This window comes from Helicobacter suis (genome assembly GCF_902196125.1).
In the GTDB taxonomy this organism is placed as follows: Bacteria; Campylobacterota; Campylobacteria; order Campylobacterales; family Helicobacteraceae; genus Helicobacter; species Helicobacter suis_B.
Map to the genome: position 1 here is coordinate 31411 of NZ_CABIKG010000009.1, position 22311 is coordinate 53721.

The window sequence follows — 22311 nt, forward strand, 5'->3', positions numbered from 1 at the left end:
GCTAGTGGGTTGAAATATATTTAAGTCTATAAAAACCAATAAAAATCATGCCCCAGCCTACCAAAATCCCTATGAGAAATAAAAAAGCTAATAAAGCCCTTTGGCTTAATACAACCGTAAAGAGCAATAAACTTAAAGACAAACTTAACAATAAAATTCCCTGTCTAAAAAAATGTTCCTGAGTTACACGGCTTAATTCATAAAAGAGTTTGCAAGAGTAATAGGTATAAAGGAAAAAAGTAATAATTTTAGAATTAAAAAGAGTGGTTACACTGGCATTAGGCAGAATTAAAAACAAGCTTAAAGAGAGGATCGCATCGGCGATATAGGGAAAGGCAATACAGCGAAAGATCAAAAGGTTACGGCCTACTTTGGCTAGTTTATAGTAGCCAAAAATCTGGCAAACAAACACAGAAAACCACATACACAAATAAAACCCTACCCATGTTGCATGGAGGTTTTTTAAAACACTGGCTATATCATTTGCATGAGATTTTTGTAGCCATGCAAAGGTGTAGGTTGTGCTAAGTAAGAGTAAAACTAAGAAAATATGTGAGCATAAAATAGCTCTTCTTGCAGCTTGTAATTCTCTATTATCCTGAATGTTAATAATCATTGGGATTTACTTAAAAGTAGTGCCTCCATCAACGACGATAGTTTGCCCAGTGAGCCATCCGCTTTGATTTGGATCGCAAAGAAAATACACAGCCCCAGCTAAATCCTCAGGATTACCCATGCGCTTTAGTGGCGATTGTTCTTCAACTTTAGCTTTAATTTCTGCATAATCAGGAAAGGCTTTTAGCGCGTCCGTATCAATTGGTCCCCCACTTACAGCATTAACACGGATTCCAAACTCCCCTAAATCCACCGCTGCGTATTTAACCATAGTTTCTACCGCATTTTTAGAATTGCCATGCCCGGCGTAATTGGGCATGTACACTAAATTTCCTGTAGAACTTAAAGAGACAATCGCGCCCCCGCCTACAAGTTTCATGCGCTTAGCTGCCTCTTGTGCGCCCACTACAAAGGCTAGCACGGTGGCGGTGTAAATATTGTTAAGACCTTTGGGTTTTAAGCGCATAAAGGGCGCAAACCCCCCCACCACAGAGCGCCCATAAATAATGGCGTTAGAAACAAAGCAATCCACCCGCTCAAAGTCGCTATCAATTTGCTTAAAAAGCGCGACATATTGCTCGGGCTCTAAAATATCTAAGCGGTAGTATTTGGCCTTAATTGCATAAAGATTTTGGAGTTGCTCTGCGATCTTTTCTGCTTCTTGTTCGTTTTTATTGTAGGTGAAGGCCACATTGACACCATTTTGTGCAAAGCGATACAAAATAGCCTTGCCAATGCCTCGAGTCGCTCCGCTAATCACTAAAGTCTTGCCCTGCATGCCTGTCATTTTAATACCTTATACCTTTCTAAAGTGTTCTCTATTCTTTTAAAATTTTGCTCTGTAGGGGGCACTAGGGGAAGACGGTAGGTTAAATGCTTGATCAAACCTGCAAGATACATCGCGGTTTTAATCGGGATAGGGTTACTCTCACAAAAAAGAACCTGATTGAGGTTATAAAGCTCATTTTGTATGGCTCTTGCGGTACTAAAGTCTTGTTTAAGAGAGGCATTAATTTGGGTTGCGATTTTATCGGGTAGTAAATTACCTGTTACAGAAATCACGCCTGTACCCCCGCCAGCCATAACTAGATAATTTAATTTATCCTCCCCGCTATAAATGGCTAGGCCTTGTACTTCATGTTCAAAATCTACAAGCCGTTGCATGGCCCCTGAAGCCTCTTTAATGCCCGCGATATTTCTAACCTCTTTAAAAAGCCTAGTAGCCGTTTCTACTCCAATTTGTACCCCCGTGCGCGTGGGTACATCATATAAAATCACCGGAATTTCTACAGAGTTAGCGATGGTTTTATAATGCTCAAAGAGACCTTGCTGGGTGGGGCGGTTATAATAAGGCGTTACGCATAAAATCCCATCGGCTCCAGCCTTTTGGGCAAACTTAGCTAAAAGTAGCGACTCACTAGTGGCATTACTCCCCACGCCAGCTAAAACCTTAGCCCCTAAAGGCTTGCACACATTAATCGCAATTTCAATACAACGCATGTGTTCTTGATGCGTGAGTGTAGCTGATTCACCGGTAGTACCTACCGGCACGCAAGCATCCATTCCTAGCCGAATCTGGCGCTCAATTAAGTATGCATAGACTTCTTCATCTACTTCTAAATTGGGCTTAAAGGGTGTGATTAAAGCGCTAAGGGCGTGCATTTTAAGGTTTGAGTGTAACGACGCTGTAGGCTTCATCGCTAAAATAGGTGTTAGCCACCCGCACAATGTCTTTAACCTCTAAAGCTTCAAATTCCTCTTGATAAGCTGCCATATCCTCAATTTTGCCCTGTGTGAGGTATTCAGCAAACATTTCGGCCACATCTGAGGAATCTTCTAACCCTGCGATAAAATCCACGCGGTTATTGATTTTGACTTTATCTAGTTGTTGCTGGGTGATACCCCCATGTTTGATCTTATCTAAAATGGCTAAAATTGCCTCGCGGATCTGATCGGCTTTAACATGCTGGTTAGCCCCTGCAACAAATAAAAACACGCTAGCATCTTTAAGTTCCATATTTTGCGCAAGAACCTGAGAAGCCAATCTTTTATGATCAATGATCTCTTTTTTAAGTAGGCTACTGCCCCCTTCGGCTAGTAATTTGGCTAAGGCATTCAGCGCCACTTGATCTTTATGCGCAAAGGGAGGGACTTTAAACCCAATGGCAAGCCATTCTAAGGATAAATCTTTTTTATGAATCACCGTTTCGCGCAAACCATTTTGCACCGGCTCTTGCATATACACCTCTGGCATGGGGTTGTTATCCTTATTAGCAATCTTAGAAAAATGCTTTTCTGCCTCTTTAAAGACATTTTTAGGGTCTAAATCGCCTACTACAAGCAAAATGGCGTTTTTAGGCTGGTAGTATAAAGAGTGGAAACGGCGGATATCCTCTATTGTCCAGTTTTGGATATCTTGCATAAAACCAATGGGTGTCCAGTGGTAGGGGTGGTAGACAAAGGCGGTGTTAAAAAAGCGAAAGTACAGATAACCCATAGGCGAATTATCTGTACGCCACAAACGCTCTTCAGCCACAACTTGGCGCTCGGGCAAAAATTCCTCCTCTTTGAGTTGTAAAGAACCCATCATTTCAGAAAAAAGCTCAAGGGATTTATCTAAATTGGCATTGCTAGCTTTGATGTAGTAGCGGGTGTAATCAAAACTAGTAGAGGCATTGCTCACCCCCCCAAAACCCTTAACAATGGCATCAAAATCACCCTCTTTTAAATGTTTGGTGCTTTTAAAGTTCATGTGCTCAAGCATGTGTGCAATCCCGCTTTTGCCCATTCTCTCATTGCGCGATCCCACTTTATAAAGTACATCTACTTCTATCACCCCGCTTTTATTAGCCAGAGGCACTGCCACCACCTGCAAACCATTTTCTAAAGTCGTGGTGTAGTATTTAGGCAAATACGCGCGTATACCTTGATCTATTGTTGCTCCCATGCTCACTCCTACCCATAAAATCAAAATAAAAAAGCTATAAAAAATCCGTACCATCATAACTTAATCCCAACTGCTTCATGGACTGATTTTAACCCGTCTTGTTGGAGTAATTCTACTATATCTTGATTGATTTGTCTACAAATAAAAGGGCCTTGGTAAATAAAAGCGCTAAAAATCTGTACAAAACTAGCCCCCATTTTTATGCGTGCATAAGCCTGTGTCGCATCACTAATGCCACCCACTGCTACCAAAATAGCTTTTTTAAAAAATACCCGCGCGATTTGCTCAAATACAGCCGTTGCTTTATTTTCTAAAGCCTTGCCACTAATCCCGCCTGTTGGTTGTGCATGGGGCAATATTGAGTAATCTGTGGTGGTATTAGTTGCAATAATGCCACTAGCGCCATGATGAATAGCTGTATCACAGATTAAAAGAAGCGTATCTATAGGTGTGTCTGGGGATATTTTAAGAAATAAAGGCTTATGCGTTCTAGCCCTAGCCATAGTAAAGAGTTCGCCTACAAAGCTTTCATTTTGTAAATCTCTTAAATTGGGGGTATTGGGTGAGGAAAGATTAAACACATAATAATCCCCCACCCCTAAACTTGTCTGTAAGGCATTTTCATAATCCTTTAATGCATGATTTAAAGGCGTGTTTTTATTCTTGCCTAAGTTAATCCCAATTAGGCTAGAGAGTACAGGGAGATTTTCTAGGCGTGATACAGCTTTTTTAATGCCTTGATTATTAAACCCCATTGCATTTTGTAAACTCTGCTCTTTAACAAAGCGCCATATACGCGGCTTTGGGTTACCAGATTGGGGTTTTGGGGTAAGTGTGCCCACCTCAAGAACTCCAAATCCTAAATAATCAAGCCCGGCTAACATTGTGGCATCTTTATCAAAACCAGCGGCTAGCCCGATAGGATTTTTTAAAGATAGCCCTAAAATCTGTTGTTCTAACATGGGGTGTGTGGTTGGAGAAATTTTAGGTAAAGCCCCTAGTATTTTAAGTGCCTGTTTTGCTAGGCTGTGGGCTTTTTCAGGTTCTAAACAAAATAGTAGCTTATGAAAATTCATAGCACACTCACCTCTTGCTCGTAAAAAATCTGTGCGTTTAAAAAATCCCCTGTAGGTACAACTTTTACATACTCTCCACTGGGCTCAAGTGCATAACTTTGGGCATTGTCTTTAAGCTGTACATGCAAAATACGCAATAATTTTTGTTGGATTATCTTAGAAGTAGAGGGCACTAACAATTCCACCCGCTTTTCTAAATTGCGCGGCATCATATCCGCACTAGAAAAATATATTTTAGCTTTGTCATGGGCAAAGTAATAAATACGCGCGTGTTCTAAATATTTACCCACAATGGAAAACACGCGGATATTTTCGCTTAATCCTTGAATCTGTGGGCGTAAACAGCAAATCCCACGAATGAGTAAATCAATTTTAACCCCCACACATGAGGCTTGGTATAAGTGTTTGATCACATCTGAATCTACAAGCGCATTAGCCTTAAAAATAATCCGCCCTCTGTGTTTAGCGCGCATCTCTTCTTGGATTAAAGCTAAAATTTTTGTTTTAATCTGTTTAGGCGCCATAGATAGGGTTTTAAGTTTGATCTTTGCTGCCATTGCTGTACTTAAAGAGTGGAAAAGCTTTAAAATATCGCTAGCAATTTGTGGGTTAGAGGTGAGTAAACTTAAATCTGTATAGATTTTAGCCGAAAGTATGTTGTAATTACCCGTGCTTACATGTACATATTCTTTAATGCTTTCTCCGACTTTGCGTACCACTAGAGCCAACTTAGCATGCACCTTTAAATGGGGCACACCATAAATCACATGCGCGCCGGCATTTTCTAAGGCTTTAGCCCAGTGTAAATTATTTTCCTCATCAAAACGGGCTTTAAGCTCTACTAGTACGCTAACTTGTTTATAAGGGGCGGCCTCTGTTAGGGCTTTAATAATAGGCGATTCTCTACCCACGCGGTATAAAGTCATGCGAATAGAGATCACATCTTTATCTTCTGCAGCGCTTTGAATGAAGCGCACAATTGGATCAAAGCTTTCATAAGGGTGGAATAACAACACATCTTGTTTATCTAATAAGTCAAAAAGCGCCCCATTCTTTGAAAAATCAATATCATTAAGAGGGGCTACAGTCTTTGGTACAAAGGTAGGGAATTTAAGATGGGCGTAGTTTTTTAAATTCACCAGTTCCCATAATCTACCTAAGTCTAGTAAAATGTGGCTGGTATATAGATCAACATCTGGTATTTGTTGCTTTATTAAAGAGAGCAAATCTGCACAATTCCCCCCCACTTCTAAACGCACCACATCTCCTCTATCACGGGTACGCAACCCTTCGCTAATGCGATTGACTAAATCATGCCCTTCATCTTCAATAATTTCCATATCCGCATTACAAGTTATTCTAAAAATAATACTTTCTAGTACGCGGTGGTGTTCAAATAATAAAGGAATAAATTTTTGCACCACTTCCTCTATGGCGACAAAAACCCCTTTTTCTACTTCAATAAAGCGTTTTAAAAGAGTGGGAATCTTCACCGCCGCATAAACCTTTTGTGCCCCCTGTAAACTTAAAAGAATCCCAAAACTTAGATTGCGCACAAAGGGAAAGGGGCGCGCTGGGTCTAAAAGAGTGGGGATAACTACGGGGTAAATATACTTGTAAAAATATTCCTGTAATTTGGGTAAACAAGATTTTGGTAGATCTTCTATACTGGCTATAGATAAATCTTTTTGGGCTAATTGTTCTTTTAAAGATAAAAATTGTTCTTGGACAATTTTTTGTTCTGCTAATACATAAAGGCGGATAGACTCTAATTGCTGTTTATGACTCATTCCATCAACACTATTTTGTGAGGCGTTATTATCAACTAAATGTTTAAGCCCGGCTACTCTGATCATGTAAAATTCATCTAAATTAGTACCATAAATAGCCAAAAACTTAAGCCGCTCTAAGGGGGGTAAAGTGGTATTACAAGCCTGATCTAAAACGCGGGTGTTAAACCGTAACCACGAAAGTTCTCGGTTAAAGTATAAATCCTTTGCCTCCATCTACTCTCTTGTGCGTTTCTAATAGATATATCATAAGTTTGATAAGTTAATCAACCTGATTTATTGTGATTTTTAACAATCATTCCTCATCATCGCTTTTAGGTTTGGGCGGAGGCGGAGGCGGGGGCGGGGCTTTAAAGGGCGGGCCTTTTTGTAACATCTCAGTTAAATTCGCCGCCTTTTGGGGGTCCATCTTAGCTAAAATCTTACCCATATCCTTAGCCTCAAGCTTGGATAAAATGCTAGCAGCCTCATTAATAGGCAAATCTTGTAAAATGGGCGCGGCTTTAGAATCTTTCATTTTGGCATAAGTGCTAGCTATCTTGCTATTGCTAGCTTCTTTAATCTCTTTAAGCAGTTTTTCATTATCAGCCATCATTTTTTTAAGCTTTTTTTCTCTATCATCTTGTAAGCGTTTAAAGTTAGCTTCTTTGGCTTCAAATTCCTTCATTTTAGCCTCTAAAGCCTGCTCTCTTTCACTCACCTTAGCCTTGCGCTGATTAAGTAGACTCTGGGTTTGTTCTTGCAGAGTTTGTAAGGCTAAAGCCCTCTCTTGGAGCATTTGTAATTGGTTTTTAATTTCGGCTTTTCTGGATTCAAAAATGGCGTTGCATTGCAAAAACTCTTTAGATGAAGGCGTTTGGGCTTTTGCAAAAATAAAGACTAGGGCTAATAAAAAAAGCCTAATCATGATTCTCTCTTTGTTGTTGGTAAAACACCTCTGCCCCAATAGAATCCATTTGCTGATCTTCTAGCTTTTTAAGTCTTTTAATTTTTTTCTGTTCTTCTACAGTTTGTAGATATTTGAATTTTTCATACTCAATAGAGGCGTTTTTATATAATTCCTTTAAATGTCTGCCCATTTCTTTAAGCTGGCTAATTTCCTCCCCTATGTGTTCTATTTGATACAAGTAATTTTTCTTCAAAGCATTTAGTTGGATAAAGGCATTAAACCCTCCCTCTGTAGGCACACTTAAGCCGTATAATTCTACTAGTAAGGCATGTTGTTGCTCTTGCTTGCTAGCAATTTGGCTTTTATTGTGGGCTATATCGCTTTCATAGCGCTGCATGGCTTGCTTTTTAATTCTGACTAATTTTTTAAAAGCCTCAAGATCCATGCTAAATCACCACCATATCCTCGCGTCTAGGGCTAGTAGAAAGAGATTTAATTTTCACACCCACTAACTCCTCTAAGGCTAAAACATAATCTTGCGCTTCTTTAGGCAAATCTTTAAAGTGTGCAATCCCTGCTGTACGCTTCCAACCTTTAAAAGCACGGTAAATTGGCCTTAATCCCTCTAAATCACTGGGCACATGTTCTAATTTTTCCCCATTTTTCTCATAACCTACCCCTACTAAAATCTCCTCTAAGCTATCCAGTACATCTAGTTTCATTAAAGCTAATTGGGTACAGCCATTTAAACGGCAAGCATAGCGCACAGCCACCGCATCAAAATACCCACAACGGCGCGCGCGCTGTGTGGTGGTCCCAAATTCATGCCCTTTTTTTTGTAAAAACGCGCCTATTTCTGCGCCCTCCTCTGTAGGAAAGGGTCCATGGCCTACGCGGGTACAATAGGCCTTAGCCACTCCAATAACCTCATCAATATCTTTAACACTTAGCCCACTCCCACTACATGCCCCAGCTGTTATTGTAGTAGAACTAGTAACAAAAGGATAAGTACCAAAATCAATATCTAGCATGCTCCCCTGTGCTCCCTCTAGTAAAATCTTTTGGCCCTTATCCACACTTTCCCATAAAAGTTCTGTTGTGTCTGTGATGTAGGGAATGACTTGCTTAGCATAGGTGTTTAAATAATTCTCTAAAGTTTTAAAACTTAGCCCTCGTATGGGTAGGCTAGAATAATGCGCGATTTTTTCTTTAAGAAATTTAGGTTCTAAAAGATCACCCATGCGCAAACCCAAGCGCGCAACCTTATCCTGATAAGCCGGTCCAATGCCTTTTTTTGTTGTCCCAATGGCCATTTTAGAGTTGTTCTCATGGCGGATATCTAAGAGGGGGTGGTGGGGTAAAATCAAGTGTGCTCGATCGCTAATAAACAAACGCCCTTTTAAACCGTTAAAAAGACTCATCTCCTCTACAAGAGCATCTAAGGCCACCACCACACCATTACCAATGACATTTTTACATTGTGGGTAGAGTACACCAGAGGGAATTAAATGGAGCGCATAAGTTTTTCCATTAGCTACAATGGTATGCCCTGCATTGTGCCCGCCCTGAAAGCGCACCACAAAATCATAATTAGGCGCTAGGCGATCAACTAGTTTACCCTTGCCCTCATCGCCCCACTGCACCCCCACAACCACATCTGCCATATCAAACTCCTTTAGACAAAGAGCGAATGTACGCTCTCATTATGATAAACCCTACGAATCACCTCCGCAAACAAGGGCGCTACACTCAAAACCGTGATTTTAGCATGCTTGCCTTTTAAAGGAATAGAGTTACTCACCACCACTTCATCTAAAGCACTCTCTTGGATACGCTTTATAGCATTTCCGCTTAAAACCGCATGCGTACCAATTGCCATAACTGAATACGCCCCCTTAGCCTTAAGCATACTAGCAGCCTTACAAACCGTCCCAGCCGTATCAATCATATCATCTACTAAGATCACACCCCGTTTTCTCACATCTCCAATAATATTCATCACCTCCGCTTCATTAGCCCGCTCTCTGCGCTTATCTACAATGACTAAATCTAGCCCCATTTGGCTAGCAAAATAACGCGCCCGCGAAACACCCCCAATATCTGGGCTAGCTACAATGGGATTTTTAAAATTGCGCGAGAGGATATAGTCTTTAAAAATAATAGAACCATAGAGATTATCCACCGGAATATTAAAAAAGCCTTGAATCTGGCCGGCGTGTAAATCCATTGTGATGATGCGATCAATTTGCACGCTTTGCATTAAATCAGCCACTAATTTAGCGCTAATAGGTACTCTAGGGGCGGCTTTTCGATCCTGTCTGGCATAACCAAAATAAGGAATTACTGCGGTGATTGAATTAGCTGAACTGCGCCTAAGCGCATCTACCATAATTAAGAGTTCCATTAAATTATCATTAACAGGTGCACAAGTGGGCTGGATAATGCAAACATCGCGTCCACGCACAGATTCGCTAATTTGTACATTGATTTCCCCGTCGCTAAAATACCCCAAAACCGCCTTAGATAGCCCAACATTTAAATGCCTAGCAACTTCTTTACTAAAACTCGGGTGTGCACTCCCGCTAAAGATTTTAAAACTGCGCGTCTTCATGCTTCTCCTTACAGTGGCTGGAAATACTGGGTTGCATTTGTTTTTAGATTTGTATAAATGGCCTCAAAATCCACGCCATAAACCCGCGTTTGCGCGATGGTTGTGATAAAATTAGTGTCCCTATTAAACCGGGGGATAACATGCCCATGCAAATGGGGGGCAATCCCAGCCCCTGCTGCTTCTTTGATATTAAAGCCTACATTAATGCCACTAGCCCCAAAGGCATATAAAAGCTTAACGCCCTCATAGATTCGTTGTTGTAAACACTGCCAATGATTTAGACTTAAGCATTCAGGGCTGTCTACATGTTGGTGTGGGATAACCATGAAATGCCCGGGGTTATAAGGGTAGCGATTCATGACCACAAAACAAATAGAATCACGGAATAAAACATGGTTTTGTGTGTCTAGGTGGGGATTTTGGCTAATGCCACAAAAAACACAACCCCCTGATTTTTCCCCCGTTAAATAGGCGCTTCTCCAAGGCGCATAAAGTCTTTCCATGGACTCTCCTAGATGTAATTGGGTGCGTCATTAGCAAACAAGATAAGGTCTTTAGCAAGTGCGATGGTTTGTAAAATTTGCTCTAATTGCCCCTTGTCTTTGAGAAACACCCTTTGAGGCCTTTGTAGATTCTGTGCAAATACACTTACATTTAATTCACCGGTGATAATGGCAATGTCAAATACGCTATCAATGGCTTTAGCTAGCGTAGTATTAGATTCTATATCACTCTCTACTAGCCCGGGTGTAACAATGATTCGACGCCCCATATACAAGCTAGCTAGCCTAACACTTTCTAACATGCCCTTTAAATTGCCATTAAACCCATCATCTATGATAAATTTATCATTAATGCGCAGGGGGTGGAGGCGGTGGGGGACGGGGTTAAGTTTGGCCACTAATCTTTGTAATTGCGGGATAGAAATATCAAAATAATGCCCCATTAAAACCGCTAAAGCGATGTTATCCACATTGAAAGCACCTAAAATTTTAGTTTCAAAGGCCACCCATTGGTTATCTAAAAACAACTCAAAAGAAGTCCCCTCTAAGGTGGCATTAGCATGGCGGATTTGTCCGGGATAGAGCTTGATCTTATCTGTAATCTCTGTATAAAAGGGCTCTAGGGGGTTTTTATCATAACAAAAGGCTTGGATTAAGCGAGGAGATTGGAGTAACTCCGCCTTCGTTTCATAGATACTATCTATATCTTTAAAATACTCAATGTGCTGGTTGCCAATTTCAGTAATGATAGCATAGTGGTGTTCTAAGAGTGAGCCAATGGCTTTAATATCACCCTTTTGTCTAGCCCCCGCCTCAGCAATATAAAGGGTACTTGTTTCATCTAGGTTTTGGTTAATATCTTGGCTTAGGCCTAATAAGGTATTAACACTATTAAGAGAAGAATAAATTGTGAATTTGCCTTGCAAGATTTGATAAAGATAATTCTTAACACTTGTCTTCCCAAAGCTACCGGTAATGGCAATGATTTGTAAATTTTTCATGCGCTTTAGTTTCTCTTTAGCTAGGCTTACATACCCGGAGGCAATTAAAGCTTCATAGGCCTTACAAGCAATGTGGACAAGAATTACAAGTAAGAGATAGAGTAAAGAACACACCTTGCCATAGACATGTACTAAAATCGCATCGGTGAGTAAAAATAAAAGTAAAAAGGTGAAGAAGCGTACCACCCGTGGGGTAAAAACAAGCCGTTTATCTAAGTGTACATTCCAAGAGAGAAGAGAAGGGATTTGTATAAAGCCTACGAATAATATGAAAGCCAAATCCCAATGCATGATCTGTGTGGTGATAAAAACAGCGGTGGGCAAGATAGCATGGTAAAAATGCCAACGCCGTTTGTGATGCTTGGTGATCACCCGCATATAGCTATAATGATACCACTGCAAAAGCGTGATTAGATAATAATTTAGACCTAGTACAAATGCCCATATCGCGATCCACTCTAGTGTATCCATGATCATTTTCAAGATTTAACCCTCTTGGAAGTATTCTAAACAGCGCCTCTCCACTTCCAACCCCTGCTTTAAAAAGAAATAATGATCGCCCTTTAAAACAAAAAAACAATTCTTGGGCACTAAAGAAGCAACTCTTTGCCCTGCTTCTAAGGGGGTGGTGGTGTCCTCTTGCCCCCATAAAATTAAAGTTGGCTTTTTACAGGCTTTAAAATGTTCTTCAAAATCCTCTTGTACCGTGTATTTGAAAGTTTCATACATGGCTTGATTCAGATGATGCGCATCTTTACTGGTTAGTAAGCCTAGCGCTTTTTTTAACCCCAAAGTTTTTAAGCCCTTAGCCAATCTAATTTTAAGACGGGTGATAAAAGGTTTGGGGATTAAAATTCCTGCTGTACTTAAAAGCACTAAATTAGTACTCCGGCACAATAACGCCACTTTACCCCCAAAGCTATGCCCAATGGCCATGTCAATTTCTACCTGCAAGGAAGCAAAAAACGCATCTACGATTTTAGCATAATCTCTAGGGGTAAGGAAAACATGGTTAGGGCTTTTACCAAATCCGGGCAAATCTAAATAAAAGTGGTTGTAATGGCTAAAAAAGGCTTTAAAAGCCATCTGCATTAACTCTTTAGAACTCCCCCAACCATGCAAAAACACCAAATTCTTAGATACATAGCGGTTATAAAAATTATAAGCGATTTCAAAAGTGTATCCCTGATACAACACACGACGCTTAGCCATCACTTGGCTTTTTGAATCTGGTTGATATAGTGATAAGTAATGGGGATAATGGGTTGTTTTGGTAAATAGATTTGTTCTAGCAAAGAGGAAAAATCCTCAAAAAGATAGTGGGCTAAACTGCCCGGAATGGGGTTAATTTCATTTAAATAGACTTCCTCATTAATCACAAAAAAATCACAACGGATAATCGCCCCTACAAAGAATGGATCGTAAATGAGTTGGAATATTTGGCGCATTTTTTCCTCTAAATGGCTGCTAATATTTGCTTGCTTGACTTTTTGTGTACGCCCAAAATCTAAATATTTTTCCTCAAACCCTAGCCATTCTTTCTTATGTGGCTCTTCTACTACAGAAAAGACAAATTTTCCCTCTTCGCTTTCGCCTTGAATCTTACAGCCCGCTAAATTATATTCTTTCACCCCTTGTTTAAAGGGTTCAATGAGTACTTGGTTATCAAACTCAAACACTTCATCTAAGACATAGGCAATATCTTTTGCATCTTTGATCACTCTAATACCAATAGAACTACCTAGCCGGTTTGGTTTAACAATTAGAGGATAATCTAGGTTTTGTAGCGCTCCCATATCATGTTGTTCTAAAAAGATATAGGGCAAAATATTAATCCCCTTTTCTTTGGCTAACATTTTTGTAAAATATTTGCTATAGCTTAAAACACAGCCCTCAACTCTAGGGCCTATAAATAAAACCCCAAAAAAATCTAAAAAAGAGGCGATCTTGCCATCTTCTCCATCGCCTCCATGGATTAAATTAATCAAAACAGACATGCTAACACTTTTTCCACCCAAAAGGCCGTGTGTATAAAAACCCCCATGTCTTAATACTAACTCAGGGCTTTTTTTATACTGCCCACTAGAGAAAAAATGAGAACGCATGTCTTTTTTATCAATCAAATAAAATTTATGCGCCCCATCTAAGAAAATAAAAGAACTAATTTGTGTTCCTAACACTTCCTTAAGCGCCACAGCGCTTACAATGCTGATTTCATGTTCATAACTCTTCCCGCCAAACAACAGCCCATAATCCACTTCTATCCTTCAAACTTACAAGAATCTAAGGGGTCTATTATACCTAATCTTTTGCAAATCCTTATGCCACTTAAACATGCATAAGGCTTTTTAAGATAGAATAACCGGCTAGTTTTAGAAGTAAGCGCTACAGGCGTGTATCTAATTTTAAATAATCCGGCCAAAGTGAGTTTATGGAAAATATCTCAAAAGCCTTGTATGAAGCTAAAAAGGTACTTAAAAATAGGGGAGTGCGCAGTGCCTTAGAGTCTGAACTTCTTTTAAGCCATCTTTTAGGTGTGGACCGGGTGTATTTGCATATCCACGCCCAAGAAGAATTAGATAATTTTGCCTTTGAACGCTTCATGCGCATGGTAAAAACAAGGGCTAAGGGTTTTCCGATTGAATACATCACTAATGAAGTGAGTTTTTATGGCCGTATCTTTTTTGTAGATGAGCGGGTACTTATCCCTAGACCAGAAACAGAGATTTTAGTCCACCAAGCTTCTGAGTTAATCCAAGATTATGGGATTAAAAATGTTGTGGAAGTGGGGATTGGTAGCGGTGTGATCTCTGTGAGCCTAGCTATGGCACACCCTAAAATTTCTATTTTAGCTACAGATATTTCTATGGAGGCTTTAGAGGTGGCTAGTGTGAATATCTCTACCTTTAGTCTACAAAACCGCATTAATTTATTCCAAACCTCTTTACTAGAAGGTGTAGATATTAAGGCTAGAACTTTAGTTGTAAGTAACCCGCCTTATGTTGCGCTAGATTATCCGCTAGAGGATTCAGTGCGTTATGAACCAGAGATTGCACTCTATGGGGGCGAATATGGAGATGAGATTTTAAAGGCTCTTATTGATCAGGCGGCAAATAAACGGGTAAAGTTTCTAGCCTGTGAAATGGGGCATAACCACAAGGCTTCTTTAAGTGAACATTTAGGGCTAAAAGGTTATCAAGCAAGTTTTTACACCGATTACTCTGATTTAGATCGAGGCTTTGTAGCGACTAGACCGACTTAATTGCGCTCTTTGTAGTGGGAAAAATCAAACTTTTTTAGTAACTTAAATTGGTTATGCTCAATAAGACCTAAACTAGGTAGAGCAATTCCATTAAAAGTATTGTTTTTCACAATCGTATAATGCAACATGTCCTCAAAGATAATTCGATCACCTACTTGTAAGGGGGTTTCAAAGTAATAAGGCCCAATAAAATCTCCAGCCAAACAACTCACACCCCCTAGAAAATAGCCAAAAGTCCCTGTTTCATTGCCCGGATATACACTGCCATCTAAAGCCACCTTAAAAATTTCAGGTTTATAAGGCATTTCTAGGCAATCTGGCATATGGTTGGTGATACTCACATCTAAAATAGCAATTTGTGCCCCATTTTCTACAATATCTAGCACGCTAGAGAGTAAAAACCCTGTCTGATAGCCCACCGCCTCCCCGGGCTCACAAAAAATTTCTCTCAGATTAGGATAGTCTTTTTTAAGTTGCTCTATGGCTTGAATTAAAATCTCTAAGGCATAGCCCTCTTTGCTCATGTGTTGCCCCCCTCCCATGTTAAGCCATTGTACTTGGGCTAGAATCTCTCCAAAATGTTTTTTGACATGATCTAAGCCCTCTTGTAGATCGGAGGCATCTTGTTGGCAATGGGTGTGGAAGTGTAAACCACTCACCCCCTCTAAACCATAGCGCGCTATGCCCTCTTTAAAGGCTTGTGGGGGGATACCCAAACGGCTATGAGGGGCACAGGGGTTATAAATCAAGGGTTGGACGCGGCTAAAAAGCGGGTTAATACGCAAACCTATTTTGATTGGCGAAAGCCCTAGTTTATTTAGTTGCTTGTTTTTTGCTAAGATGAGGTCTTTATAAGTGTGGTACTGGACAAAGGAATTAAAAATAATATGTGTGGCAATGGGTAAGAGTTGTTTAATATCCATCTCTTTAAATCCCGGACTAAAAACACAAATTTCTTTACCACTCTCTCTGGAGCCAAATTCTTCATAGGCTAACAAGGCTTCATACACCCCACTAGCACAGCAGCCATGCAAACTCACCCGCAACCATTCAAAACTCCGCCAAAAGGCAAACCCTTTTAGCGCAAGTACAATTTTAACCCCCGCTTCTTTTTGAACTCTTTCTAAAATGGCTAAGTTGTGTTGTAACTTAGCTAACTCTAATACATAGCAGGGTGAGGGGATAGAATGATAATCCATTAAGCCTGTTGTGTGTGCATGAATTGTTTAACAATGCGCTCTACATCTTTAGGGTTGGATTTGGAGATAAAATCATCAGCATGTAAAGAGCGCGCCATTTCCTCATTGCTACTCCCACTCATAGAAGAATTAACAACAATAGGGATATGCGCCATATTAGGATCTGATTTAGCCCGTCTGATCACCTCAAACCCGCTAGCCTCTGGCATTTCTAAATCTGTAATGATAAGCCCTATGTCTTCAAGTACCGTTTCTTTAGCAAAGAGATAATCTAAAAGCTGTTTTCCATTAATAAAATCTAAATGTTTAATCCCTAGTTTATCTAAGATCACCTGCATGGTTTTAAGTACGCTAGGGGAATCATCAGCTAGTAGTACAAGTTTATCGCTATAAAGCTGGGTGAGCGTGTCTAATTCTGCATGGCTTTCTTGCTCAATCCAAGGAAAGACATCTGTTAACATTTTTTCAATATCCACCACTTGTACTAAACGGCCATCAAAATAGCGGGTTCGACTCACTAGTTTACTATTTCCCGTATTACCCCCCACACCTGCGCTTTGTTCTATTTCTGTCCATTTTTTATTTAAAATGCGATCGGCTTCATAAATGCGTACCCCAATTGTCCAGCGAGAAAACTCACAAATCATCACAATATCATCTTTACCATCAGCCTTTTCAATGCAATAAGGACGCAAATCCTTTTGTTTATTGCTGCTGTCATAATAAAACCACTTTTTCATATCAATTAAAGGAATGGTAAGTTCTCTAATGATAATAAGCCCCTCTACTAAAGAGTTAGGTTCATGGCTAATAATAGTTAAACTCCCATTATATTTCACCACTTCGCGGATTTTAAACACATTAACCGCGTATAAATCCTTGTTTTTACCTAAACGAAAACACAAAAGCTGTAACTCGTTGTTTTTATGTAAACTTGTAACTTGATCAATGTGGGCTAAATTATTGGGCATACATTTCCTTTATCAAGTGCTTTATTAAATGTCTAAACATTAAATCTAAAATGCATCACATCGCCGTCTTGTACGATGTAATCTTTGCCCTCCACTCTTAAAACTCCCTTTTGTTTAGCGCCCTGTTCCCCTCCACAGGCGATAAAATCCGCATACGAAATTGTTTCAGCTTTAATAAAGCCTTTTTCAAAGTCCTTATGAATCACCCCCGCAGCCACCGGCGCGCTAGAGCCCTTTAAAATAGTCCATGCGCGCACTTCTTTAACTCCAGCGGTAAAATAACTCATTAAACCTAGAGTATCAAAACCCAAAGTAATGATTTTATCTAAACCGCTTTGACTCACCCCTAGGCTTTGTAAAAACTCATTAGCTTCATGTTCTGCCATACTCCCTAGCTCTTCCTCTAATTTAGCGCTTAAACCCACAAAAGGCGCGTTTCTTTGTTTGGCTAAATCTTGTACAGAGCGTGCATGGGCATTTAAAGAGTTGGCATGTGCCTCGTCTACATTAGCCACATAAATCACCTTTTTAGCGCTTAAAAAACGCAACTCGCGATCAAGTTCTAAAAAATAATCATCTTGAGGGGCAAAAGTACTCGCCGGTTTTAATGTATTTAAATGCGCTAAAAGCGCGCTAGCCACCTTTAAACTTGCTTGGGCATCCTTAGATGTTTTAGCAAGTTTATTTAGCTTATCTAGGCGTTTTTCTAAACTTTGAATATCAGCTAAGATTAGCTCGATCTCTATAGTTTCTATATCTGCTAAAGGGTTGATTTGGCCACTAACATGGGTGATATTCTCATCTTCAAAACAGCGCACCACATGTAAAATCACAGCACATTCTCTAACAGCTCCTAAAAATTGATTCCCCAATCCCTCGCCTTGACTAGCCCCTTTAATCAATCCGGCAATATCTACAAATTCTACGCTAGAGTGTTGGATTCTCTCAGGCTTGACAATGCGCGCTAACTCTTTTAAACGCACATCAGGTACATCTACCACTGCTTTATTTGGATCAATCGTACAAAAAGGATAGTTTGCACTCTGGGCCTGTGTTGAGCGGGTTAAGGCGTTAAATAAACTAGATTTACCTACATTAGGCAAACCTACAATCCCAATAGATAGACCCATTAAGACCTAGCCAAAACTTCTAGTACAAATTCTACACACATGCGTACCCCCGCCCCGCTAGCCCCAGCTGTATTAATATCCCAATCTTTTTCAATGTAAGCGGGTCCGGCAATATCAATATGTAGCCATTTATCTTTATAATCCTCACGGATAAACTCATTCAAAAATAGCCCAGCCGTGATCGCACCCCCATAGCGCACGGGGGTAATGTTAGCAATATCTGCCATTTTAGAATCTAGCAACTTGCGCAAATGGCGATTAAAGGGCAATTTAGCCACTAACTCCCCGCTTTTAAGCGCGGCATGTTCAAATTGGCTTTTAAGATGTTCGTTATTGCCCATAATCCCACTAGTATAAGAGCCAAGACCCACTACACAAGCCCCGGTGAGTGTAGCAAAATCTACGATCAGATCGGGCTGTAAATCTTGTGCAAAGCTTAAACAATCAGCTAGCACCAAACGCCCCTCAGCATCGGTATTGCGTACCTCAATGGTTTTACCCTCTTTAGAGACTAAAATATCATCGGGGCGATAAGAATTACCAGAAATCATGTTTTCAGCCAAACCCAACACCCCGTGTACCTCTGCATCTACAGCTAAATGTGCTAAAGCATTAACAGTAGCTAAAACTGCGCACGCCCCGCCTTTATCTGCCTTCATCGTGAGCATATACTCAGGGGTTTTAATGCTAAGCCCCCCACAATCATAAGTCAGCCCCTTACCCACAAGAACGATCTTTTTCTTAGCATTTTTAGGTTTATAGATCAGATGGACAAGTTGAGGGGGATTGGCTGAGGCTTTATTAACGGCTAAATAAGCCCCCATTTTCTTTTCCTCTAAATAATCCTCCCCATGGATAAAACAGTCTAATCCATTCTTTTCGGCTAAATCTTGTGCGATCTTAGCCACATAGGGGGCGTTAGCCACATTGGGGGGCGTGTTGACTAAATCGCGCGCTAGGTTGACATGTTCAACTAGAATACGGGATTTATGCAAGGCCTTTTCTAAAGCATGTTCTAAAGTTTTGCTTTCTGTTTTAAAATCTTTAGTCTGTACAGAGATAAAAATTTCTTGTAAATGCGCGGGTTCTTTTTTTTGCTTATAGGCCTCATATTCATACAGCCCAAACTGCGCCCCAGTAAAGATAGCTGCCATTGTTTCCTCTAGGGCGTGTTTATCTACAGAGTGTTTAGCCGCATAGAGCCCTACTTTTGCGCTTTTAAACTTGGATTTTTTAAGAGTGCGTACCGCTGTGTAAGCAGCCTCTCTAAATAGGTGGACATCACTTTTAGTAAGCCCTACATAAAGCACCCGGTGGGCTTGATCTAGAAATGTACCCTCCCCTTCATAGTGGAAGGTTTCTAAAGTGTTTTTATCCACCGCTACGCTTAAATCTTTCTCCACCACAAACACGATGCTTACATCTGCTTGTATTTGTTCCAAAGAAGCCTGTTCTAGCTTGAGTGTTAACATTTCTTTCCTTTCTTAAGTTTTAGTCCTTGCTGGACTTTTTGGATTCTCTTATCAATCCTTCTTGTAGACACATTAAAATACCAGATCACAGCCCCCAATACAAGAGCTAATAGTAGTATAATTAGGTAAGGATAACGCTTAAGCAATTCTAATAAATCATAAAGTTGTTCTCCAAAATACCATGCAAGTAAAATAGTAACCGATGCCCACACAAAGGCACTAGCTAGATTAATGAGGGCAAATTTGAGCATGTTATAACGAGTCAAGCCAATACTAATAGGGATAATTGTACGCATTCCATACATGTAGCGCTGGATAAAGATAATAAACCAGCCGTATTTTTGTAACAACAAATGCGCTAGGGCTAGCTTGCGCCTTTGTTTTTCTAGTTTTTTATTGATAAATTGTTTGCTAGTTCTACCAATGTAAAAATAAGTCTGATCCCCGCTAAATCCTCCCAAAGCAGCTACACTAATGGCTAAGAAAAGATTCATATGCCCCGCATAACAAGCCATGCCCGCTAAAATTAAACCAATCTCGCCCTCTAAAATACTCCAGAAAAAGAGAATCACATAGCCCCAATTAGCCGCGTAATTGTTCCACAATTCTAGGATATACGCTTCCATGAGCCCCTTTTATCTTTCATACTCTAAAACGCTAAAGACACTGATCTTTTCAGCAACTTTAGACAACCCCTCTAAATCTCTAAGCGCGATCAAAAAACAAGCTTCTATACATTTGGCTTGGAGTTTTTCTAACAACTCTAAACTAGCAAGAGCCGTACCTCCAGTGGCGATAAGATCATCTATGAGAATCACATGGGCACTTTTAAGCTCTCTAAACGCATCGCTATGGATTTCTACGCAATCTTGCCCGTATTCTAGGCAGTATTTTGCACTCAAAGTATGGTAGGGCAATTTGCCTTTTTTACGAATGGGTACAAAACCGGCTTGTAGAGCATAAGCTAAAGCCGCGCCTAAAATAAAGCCTCTAGCTTCAATCCCTACCACAAAATCAATGTTGTAGAGTTTATAGCGATCTTTAAGTGCATCAATAAGGGTTGCAAATAAAACCGGGTGGCTTAAAAGCGGGGTGATGTCTTTAAATAAAATCCCCTTTTGGGGGTGATCTTTAATCTCTCGAATCTCTTCTTTGAGTTGGGCTTTTAATTTCTGACTAAACATGTTTTCTCACAATAAGGCTTCAATTTTTTGTTCTAATTCGCGGATACGAGATTTATATTTATCTGTTTCTAAGCGGTACTGGGCATTTCTTTGCTTTAAAACTTTAACCTCATCTTTAAGCGCATTCATCTCATGGGTGAGAATATCAATATTGCCTAAAGATCGCTGTAATTGTAGCTGGTATTTTTGGATCAAAACTTCTGCCTCCTGTAAAGTGAGTTTCATAGACGCGGTGTATTTTTCCTGCTTTTTGGCCACTGAGCGGTAAAAAAAGGTACGCACCGCCATGTAACAGGCAAATAAAATAATAAGAGTAACTAGCATCCATTGGGCTAGCACTTAAACATCTCCTCTATTTTAGCCACCCGCCTAGCATGCCGCCCGCCCTCAAAATCTGTACTCAAAAACGCCTCTAAAATACTCTGCGCCACTCCAAAACCCACCACATTTTGCCCTAAACAGAGCACATTAGCATCATTGTGCAATCTTGCCATTTTAGCCATGTAAGCATCCGTGCATAAAGCCGCACGCATGCCCGGTATCTTATTACACGCCATGCTCATGCCTATTCCGCTCCCACACACAAGTACCCCCTTAAGGTTTTGCATATCTTTTAAAAGGTCTTTAGCCACTTGTTTAGCAAAATCTGGATAATCTACAGATTGCCCCTTTTCTGGTTTGTAAACCTTTAGCAAAGCCTGCTTTTCTTGTAAAAAATCTTGTATAAATGCCGCTAAGTTTAGCCCTGCATGATCACAACCCAGTACCACAAATTCTTGCACTAATCCTCCTGTACATGGCGTTGCTCTAGTTGGCTTTCTAAACCTGCTAGAGTTTTAAACATGCGCTTCCAGCGAACCGTAAAGATATTTTTAGAGCCCTTGCCAGCCTCAATACTATTAGTAAGATTAAGACTAAAATAAACAAACCAAGGGGTACCCACAATATGGCTATAGGGCACACTCCCCCAAAAGCGCGAATCGCTGCTATCATCACGATTATCCCCGATCATAAAAAAGTGATCTTTTTCAACTTTAACATAAAAGATATTTTCCCCGTCGTGATCAACTAGTTGCATGCTAATCCCGGGCAAATTAAGGATTTGGTGCGCATAAATGGCTTCCATGATGTTAAAAGTTTGGTTATTCTTGCTATAAAAAATCCCCAAATGTTTATCTGCATAGGGTGCAAAGACAAAATCTTTACCTAAAAATTGCTTTGTTTGGTGGTTGGGAAAATGTGTTGTAATGTACTTTGGATCTGTTTCACTCTCTACTGGGTGCAGATAAAAACCCTCTTGGTTAAACACCACCTCATCGCCTCCTACCGCAAAAAGCCGTTTGACATAATAGCCCTTATTAGTTGGCGGAATAAAAACCACCACCTCCCCGCGCTCAGGTCTCTTTCCCTCAAAAAGATGCCCATTGCCCTTAAAATCAGGCAGCAGTGGAATATCTAACCAAGGCAAACGCGGGATAGGAATGCCATAACTAAATTTTTTCACAAAGAGCATATCGCCCTCATAAAGTGTACCCACCATAGAGCGCGAAGGAATCACAAAAGCTTGGGCTACAAAAAAGATAGCCAGTAACACTAAAACAACCGTACCCGTCCAACTCATGATAAAACGGCGCAATGCCTGCAATATACCCATATCTACC

At 40.3% G+C, this 22311-nt stretch carries 24 protein-coding genes; 1 reads left to right on the forward strand and 23 read right to left on the reverse strand.

The window, feature by feature from the left end:
• Position 1 precedes the first annotated feature (1 nt).
• The 14 genes from G6Q00_RS04530 to G6Q00_RS04595 all read right to left on the reverse strand — a co-directional run bounded on the left by G6Q00_RS04530 (position 2) and on the right by G6Q00_RS04595 (position 13690).
• Positions 2 to 616, reverse strand: coding sequence for a phosphatidylglycerophosphate synthase (locus tag G6Q00_RS04530; protein ID WP_163532204.1), 615 nt, complete (start codon positions 614 to 616; stop codon positions 2 to 4).
• A gap of 6 nt (positions 617 to 622) precedes the next feature.
• Positions 623 to 1393: an enoyl-ACP reductase gene (locus tag G6Q00_RS04535; RefSeq protein ID WP_205426514.1), complete on the reverse strand. Its 771-nt coding sequence runs from the start codon at positions 1391 to 1393 to the stop codon at positions 623 to 625.
• A gap of 5 nt (positions 1394 to 1398) precedes the next feature.
• On the reverse strand, positions 1399 to 2277 hold the full coding sequence (gene dapA, locus G6Q00_RS04540; protein WP_430734515.1) for a 4-hydroxy-tetrahydrodipicolinate synthase: 879 nt from the start codon (positions 2275 to 2277) through the stop codon (positions 1399 to 1401).
• 1 nt (position 2278) lies between these two features.
• Positions 2279 to 3619 (reverse strand): M16 family metallopeptidase, encoded by a 1341-nt coding sequence (locus tag G6Q00_RS04545; RefSeq protein WP_163532206.1) that lies wholly within the window; start codon positions 3617 to 3619, stop codon positions 2279 to 2281.
• Entirely contained in the window at positions 3616 to 4638 is a 1023-nt protein-coding gene (gene pyrD, locus G6Q00_RS04550) for a dihydroorotate dehydrogenase (quinone) (RefSeq protein ID WP_163532207.1), read from the reverse strand. Before pyrD ends, G6Q00_RS04545 begins: the two co-directional genes overlap by 4 nt.
• Positions 4635 to 6644: a polyphosphate kinase 1 gene (gene ppk1, locus G6Q00_RS04555; RefSeq protein WP_163532208.1), complete on the reverse strand. Its 2010-nt coding sequence runs from the start codon at positions 6642 to 6644 to the stop codon at positions 4635 to 4637. The genes pyrD and ppk1 overlap by 4 nt, the downstream gene beginning before the upstream one ends.
• Positions 6645 to 6723: 79 nt before the next feature.
• On the reverse strand, positions 6724 to 7335 hold the full coding sequence (locus G6Q00_RS04560; protein WP_163532209.1) for a MotE family protein: 612 nt from the start codon (positions 7333 to 7335) through the stop codon (positions 6724 to 6726).
• Complete coding sequence (locus tag G6Q00_RS04565; protein ID WP_163532210.1) at positions 7328 to 7762, reverse strand: flagellar FliJ family protein; 435 nt, start codon at positions 7760 to 7762, stop codon at positions 7328 to 7330. The genes G6Q00_RS04560 and G6Q00_RS04565 overlap by 8 nt, the downstream gene beginning before the upstream one ends.
• A gap of 1 nt (position 7763) precedes the next feature.
• The gene (locus G6Q00_RS04570; protein WP_163532211.1) at positions 7764 to 8981 is read right to left on the reverse strand and encodes an adenylosuccinate synthase; all 1218 of its coding nucleotides are present in this window, start codon (positions 8979 to 8981) and stop codon (positions 7764 to 7766) included.
• Positions 8982 to 8992: 11 nt separating this feature from the next.
• Positions 8993 to 9928, reverse strand: coding sequence for a ribose-phosphate pyrophosphokinase (locus G6Q00_RS04575; protein ID WP_163498872.1), 936 nt, complete (start codon positions 9926 to 9928; stop codon positions 8993 to 8995).
• Positions 9929 to 9936: 8 nt separating this feature from the next.
• Positions 9937 to 10431 carry an HIT family protein gene (locus G6Q00_RS04580; RefSeq protein WP_006565197.1) on the reverse strand — a complete coding sequence of 165 codons (495 nt, stop codon included), beginning with the start codon at positions 10429 to 10431 and terminating at the stop codon, positions 9937 to 9939.
• An 8-nt stretch (positions 10432 to 10439) separates the two neighbouring features.
• Positions 10440 to 11903, reverse strand: coding sequence for a Mur ligase family protein (locus G6Q00_RS04585; RefSeq protein WP_205426515.1), 1464 nt, complete (start codon positions 11901 to 11903; stop codon positions 10440 to 10442).
• Positions 11904 to 11918: 15 nt separating this feature from the next.
• The gene (locus G6Q00_RS04590) at positions 11919 to 12644 is read right to left on the reverse strand and encodes an alpha/beta fold hydrolase (RefSeq protein WP_163532212.1); all 726 of its coding nucleotides are present in this window, start codon (positions 12642 to 12644) and stop codon (positions 11919 to 11921) included.
• On the reverse strand, positions 12644 to 13690 hold the full coding sequence (locus G6Q00_RS04595; protein ID WP_163532213.1) for a D-alanine--D-alanine ligase: 1047 nt from the start codon (positions 13688 to 13690) through the stop codon (positions 12644 to 12646). Before G6Q00_RS04595 ends, G6Q00_RS04590 begins: the two co-directional genes overlap by 1 nt.
• 173 nt (positions 13691 to 13863) lie before the next feature.
• On the opposite strand from G6Q00_RS04595, the gene prmC reads away from it, so the two are divergent.
• Positions 13864 to 14694, forward strand: coding sequence for a peptide chain release factor N(5)-glutamine methyltransferase (gene prmC, locus G6Q00_RS04600; protein ID WP_163532214.1), 831 nt, complete (start codon positions 13864 to 13866; stop codon positions 14692 to 14694).
• On the opposite strand, the gene nspC is transcribed toward prmC, so the two are convergent.
• From nspC to lepB, 9 genes are read right to left on the reverse strand one after another with little or no spacing between them, the layout of a single operon-like run.
• On the reverse strand, positions 14691 to 15893 hold the full coding sequence (nspC, locus tag G6Q00_RS04605; protein ID WP_205426503.1) for a carboxynorspermidine decarboxylase: 1203 nt from the start codon (positions 15891 to 15893) through the stop codon (positions 14691 to 14693). The two genes, prmC and nspC, sit on opposite strands and share 4 nt — an antisense overlap.
• Positions 15893 to 16864, reverse strand: a complete 972-nt coding sequence (locus G6Q00_RS04610) for a chemotaxis protein (protein WP_163498877.1) — start codon at positions 16862 to 16864, stop codon at positions 15893 to 15895. The genes nspC and G6Q00_RS04610 overlap by 1 nt, the downstream gene beginning before the upstream one ends.
• Before the next feature lie 32 nt (positions 16865 to 16896).
• Positions 16897 to 17994, reverse strand: a complete 1098-nt coding sequence (ychF, locus tag G6Q00_RS04615; RefSeq protein ID WP_163532215.1) for a redox-regulated ATPase YchF — start codon at positions 17992 to 17994, stop codon at positions 16897 to 16899.
• Positions 17994 to 19466 (reverse strand): leucyl aminopeptidase, encoded by a 1473-nt coding sequence (locus tag G6Q00_RS04620; RefSeq protein ID WP_163532216.1) that lies wholly within the window; start codon positions 19464 to 19466, stop codon positions 17994 to 17996. Before G6Q00_RS04620 ends, ychF begins: the two co-directional genes overlap by 1 nt.
• Positions 19460 to 20092 carry a DedA family protein gene (locus G6Q00_RS04625; RefSeq protein WP_163498880.1) on the reverse strand — a complete coding sequence of 211 codons (633 nt, stop codon included), beginning with the start codon at positions 20090 to 20092 and terminating at the stop codon, positions 19460 to 19462. The genes G6Q00_RS04620 and G6Q00_RS04625 overlap by 7 nt, the downstream gene beginning before the upstream one ends.
• A 9-nt stretch (positions 20093 to 20101) precedes the next feature.
• Positions 20102 to 20650 (reverse strand): adenine phosphoribosyltransferase, encoded by a 549-nt coding sequence (gene apt / locus G6Q00_RS04630; protein ID WP_163532217.1) that lies wholly within the window; start codon positions 20648 to 20650, stop codon positions 20102 to 20104.
• Positions 20651 to 20656: 6 nt separating this feature from the next.
• On the reverse strand, positions 20657 to 20989 hold the full coding sequence (locus tag G6Q00_RS04635; protein WP_163498882.1) for a hypothetical protein: 333 nt from the start codon (positions 20987 to 20989) through the stop codon (positions 20657 to 20659).
• Positions 20983 to 21432 (reverse strand): ribose 5-phosphate isomerase B, encoded by a 450-nt coding sequence (gene rpiB, locus G6Q00_RS04640; RefSeq protein WP_163498883.1) that lies wholly within the window; start codon positions 21430 to 21432, stop codon positions 20983 to 20985. Before rpiB ends, G6Q00_RS04635 begins: the two co-directional genes overlap by 7 nt.
• Positions 21432 to 22304 (reverse strand): signal peptidase I, encoded by an 873-nt coding sequence (lepB, locus tag G6Q00_RS04645; protein ID WP_163498884.1) that lies wholly within the window; start codon positions 22302 to 22304, stop codon positions 21432 to 21434. Before lepB ends, rpiB begins: the two co-directional genes overlap by 1 nt.
• Between the last annotated feature and the right edge of the window lie 7 nt (positions 22305 to 22311).

Excerpts from the sequence above, each read along its gene's own strand:
- G6Q00_RS04590 (WP_163532212.1), bottom strand. The coding sequence starts at position 12,644 with ATGGCTAAGCGTCGTGTGTTGTATCAGGGATACACTTTTGAAATCGCT.
- pyrD (WP_163532207.1), bottom strand. The coding sequence starts at position 4,638 with ATGAATTTTCATAAGCTACTATTTTGTTTAGAACCTGAAAAAGCCCAC.
- apt (WP_163532217.1), bottom strand. The coding sequence starts at position 20,650 with ATGTTTAGTCAGAAATTAAAAGCCCAACTCAAAGAAGAGATTCGAGAG.
- G6Q00_RS04570 (WP_163532211.1), bottom strand. The coding sequence starts at position 8,981 with ATGGCAGATGTGGTTGTGGGGGTGCAGTGGGGCGATGAGGGCAAGGGT.
- G6Q00_RS04610 (WP_163498877.1), bottom strand. The coding sequence starts at position 16,864 with ATGCCCAATAATTTAGCCCACATTGATCAAGTTACAAGTTTACATAAA.
- G6Q00_RS04560 (WP_163532209.1), bottom strand. The coding sequence starts at position 7,335 with ATGATTAGGCTTTTTTTATTAGCCCTAGTCTTTATTTTTGCAAAAGCC.
- dapA (WP_430734515.1), bottom strand. The coding sequence starts at position 2,277 with ATGCACGCCCTTAGCGCTTTAATCACACCCTTTAAGCCCAATTTAGAA.
- prmC (WP_163532214.1), top strand. The coding sequence starts at position 13,864 with ATGGAAAATATCTCAAAAGCCTTGTATGAAGCTAAAAAGGTACTTAAA.
- G6Q00_RS04580 (WP_006565197.1), bottom strand. The coding sequence starts at position 10,431 with ATGGAAAGACTTTATGCGCCTTGGAGAAGCGCCTATTTAACGGGGGAA.
- G6Q00_RS04530 (WP_163532204.1), bottom strand. The coding sequence starts at position 616 with ATGATTATTAACATTCAGGATAATAGAGAATTACAAGCTGCAAGAAGA.
- G6Q00_RS04565 (WP_163532210.1), bottom strand. The coding sequence starts at position 7,762 with ATGGATCTTGAGGCTTTTAAAAAATTAGTCAGAATTAAAAAGCAAGCC.
- G6Q00_RS04545 (WP_163532206.1), bottom strand. The coding sequence starts at position 3,619 with ATGATGGTACGGATTTTTTATAGCTTTTTTATTTTGATTTTATGGGTA.
- G6Q00_RS04620 (WP_163532216.1), bottom strand. The coding sequence starts at position 19,466 with ATGTTAACACTCAAGCTAGAACAGGCTTCTTTGGAACAAATACAAGCA.
- G6Q00_RS04575 (WP_163498872.1), bottom strand. The coding sequence starts at position 9,928 with ATGAAGACGCGCAGTTTTAAAATCTTTAGCGGGAGTGCACACCCGAGT.
- G6Q00_RS04625 (WP_163498880.1), bottom strand. The coding sequence starts at position 20,092 with ATGGAAGCGTATATCCTAGAATTGTGGAACAATTACGCGGCTAATTGG.
- lepB (WP_163498884.1), bottom strand. The coding sequence starts at position 22,304 with ATGGGTATATTGCAGGCATTGCGCCGTTTTATCATGAGTTGGACGGGT.
- G6Q00_RS04535 (WP_205426514.1), bottom strand. The coding sequence starts at position 1,393 with ATGCAGGGCAAGACTTTAGTGATTAGCGGAGCGACTCGAGGCATTGGC.
- ychF (WP_163532215.1), bottom strand. The coding sequence starts at position 17,994 with ATGGGTCTATCTATTGGGATTGTAGGTTTGCCTAATGTAGGTAAATCT.
- G6Q00_RS04585 (WP_205426515.1), bottom strand. The coding sequence starts at position 11,903 with ATGGATACACTAGAGTGGATCGCGATATGGGCATTTGTACTAGGTCTA.
- ppk1 (WP_163532208.1), bottom strand. The coding sequence starts at position 6,644 with ATGGAGGCAAAGGATTTATACTTTAACCGAGAACTTTCGTGGTTACGG.
- nspC (WP_205426503.1), bottom strand. The coding sequence starts at position 15,893 with ATGGATTATCATTCTATCCCCTCACCCTGCTATGTATTAGAGTTAGCT.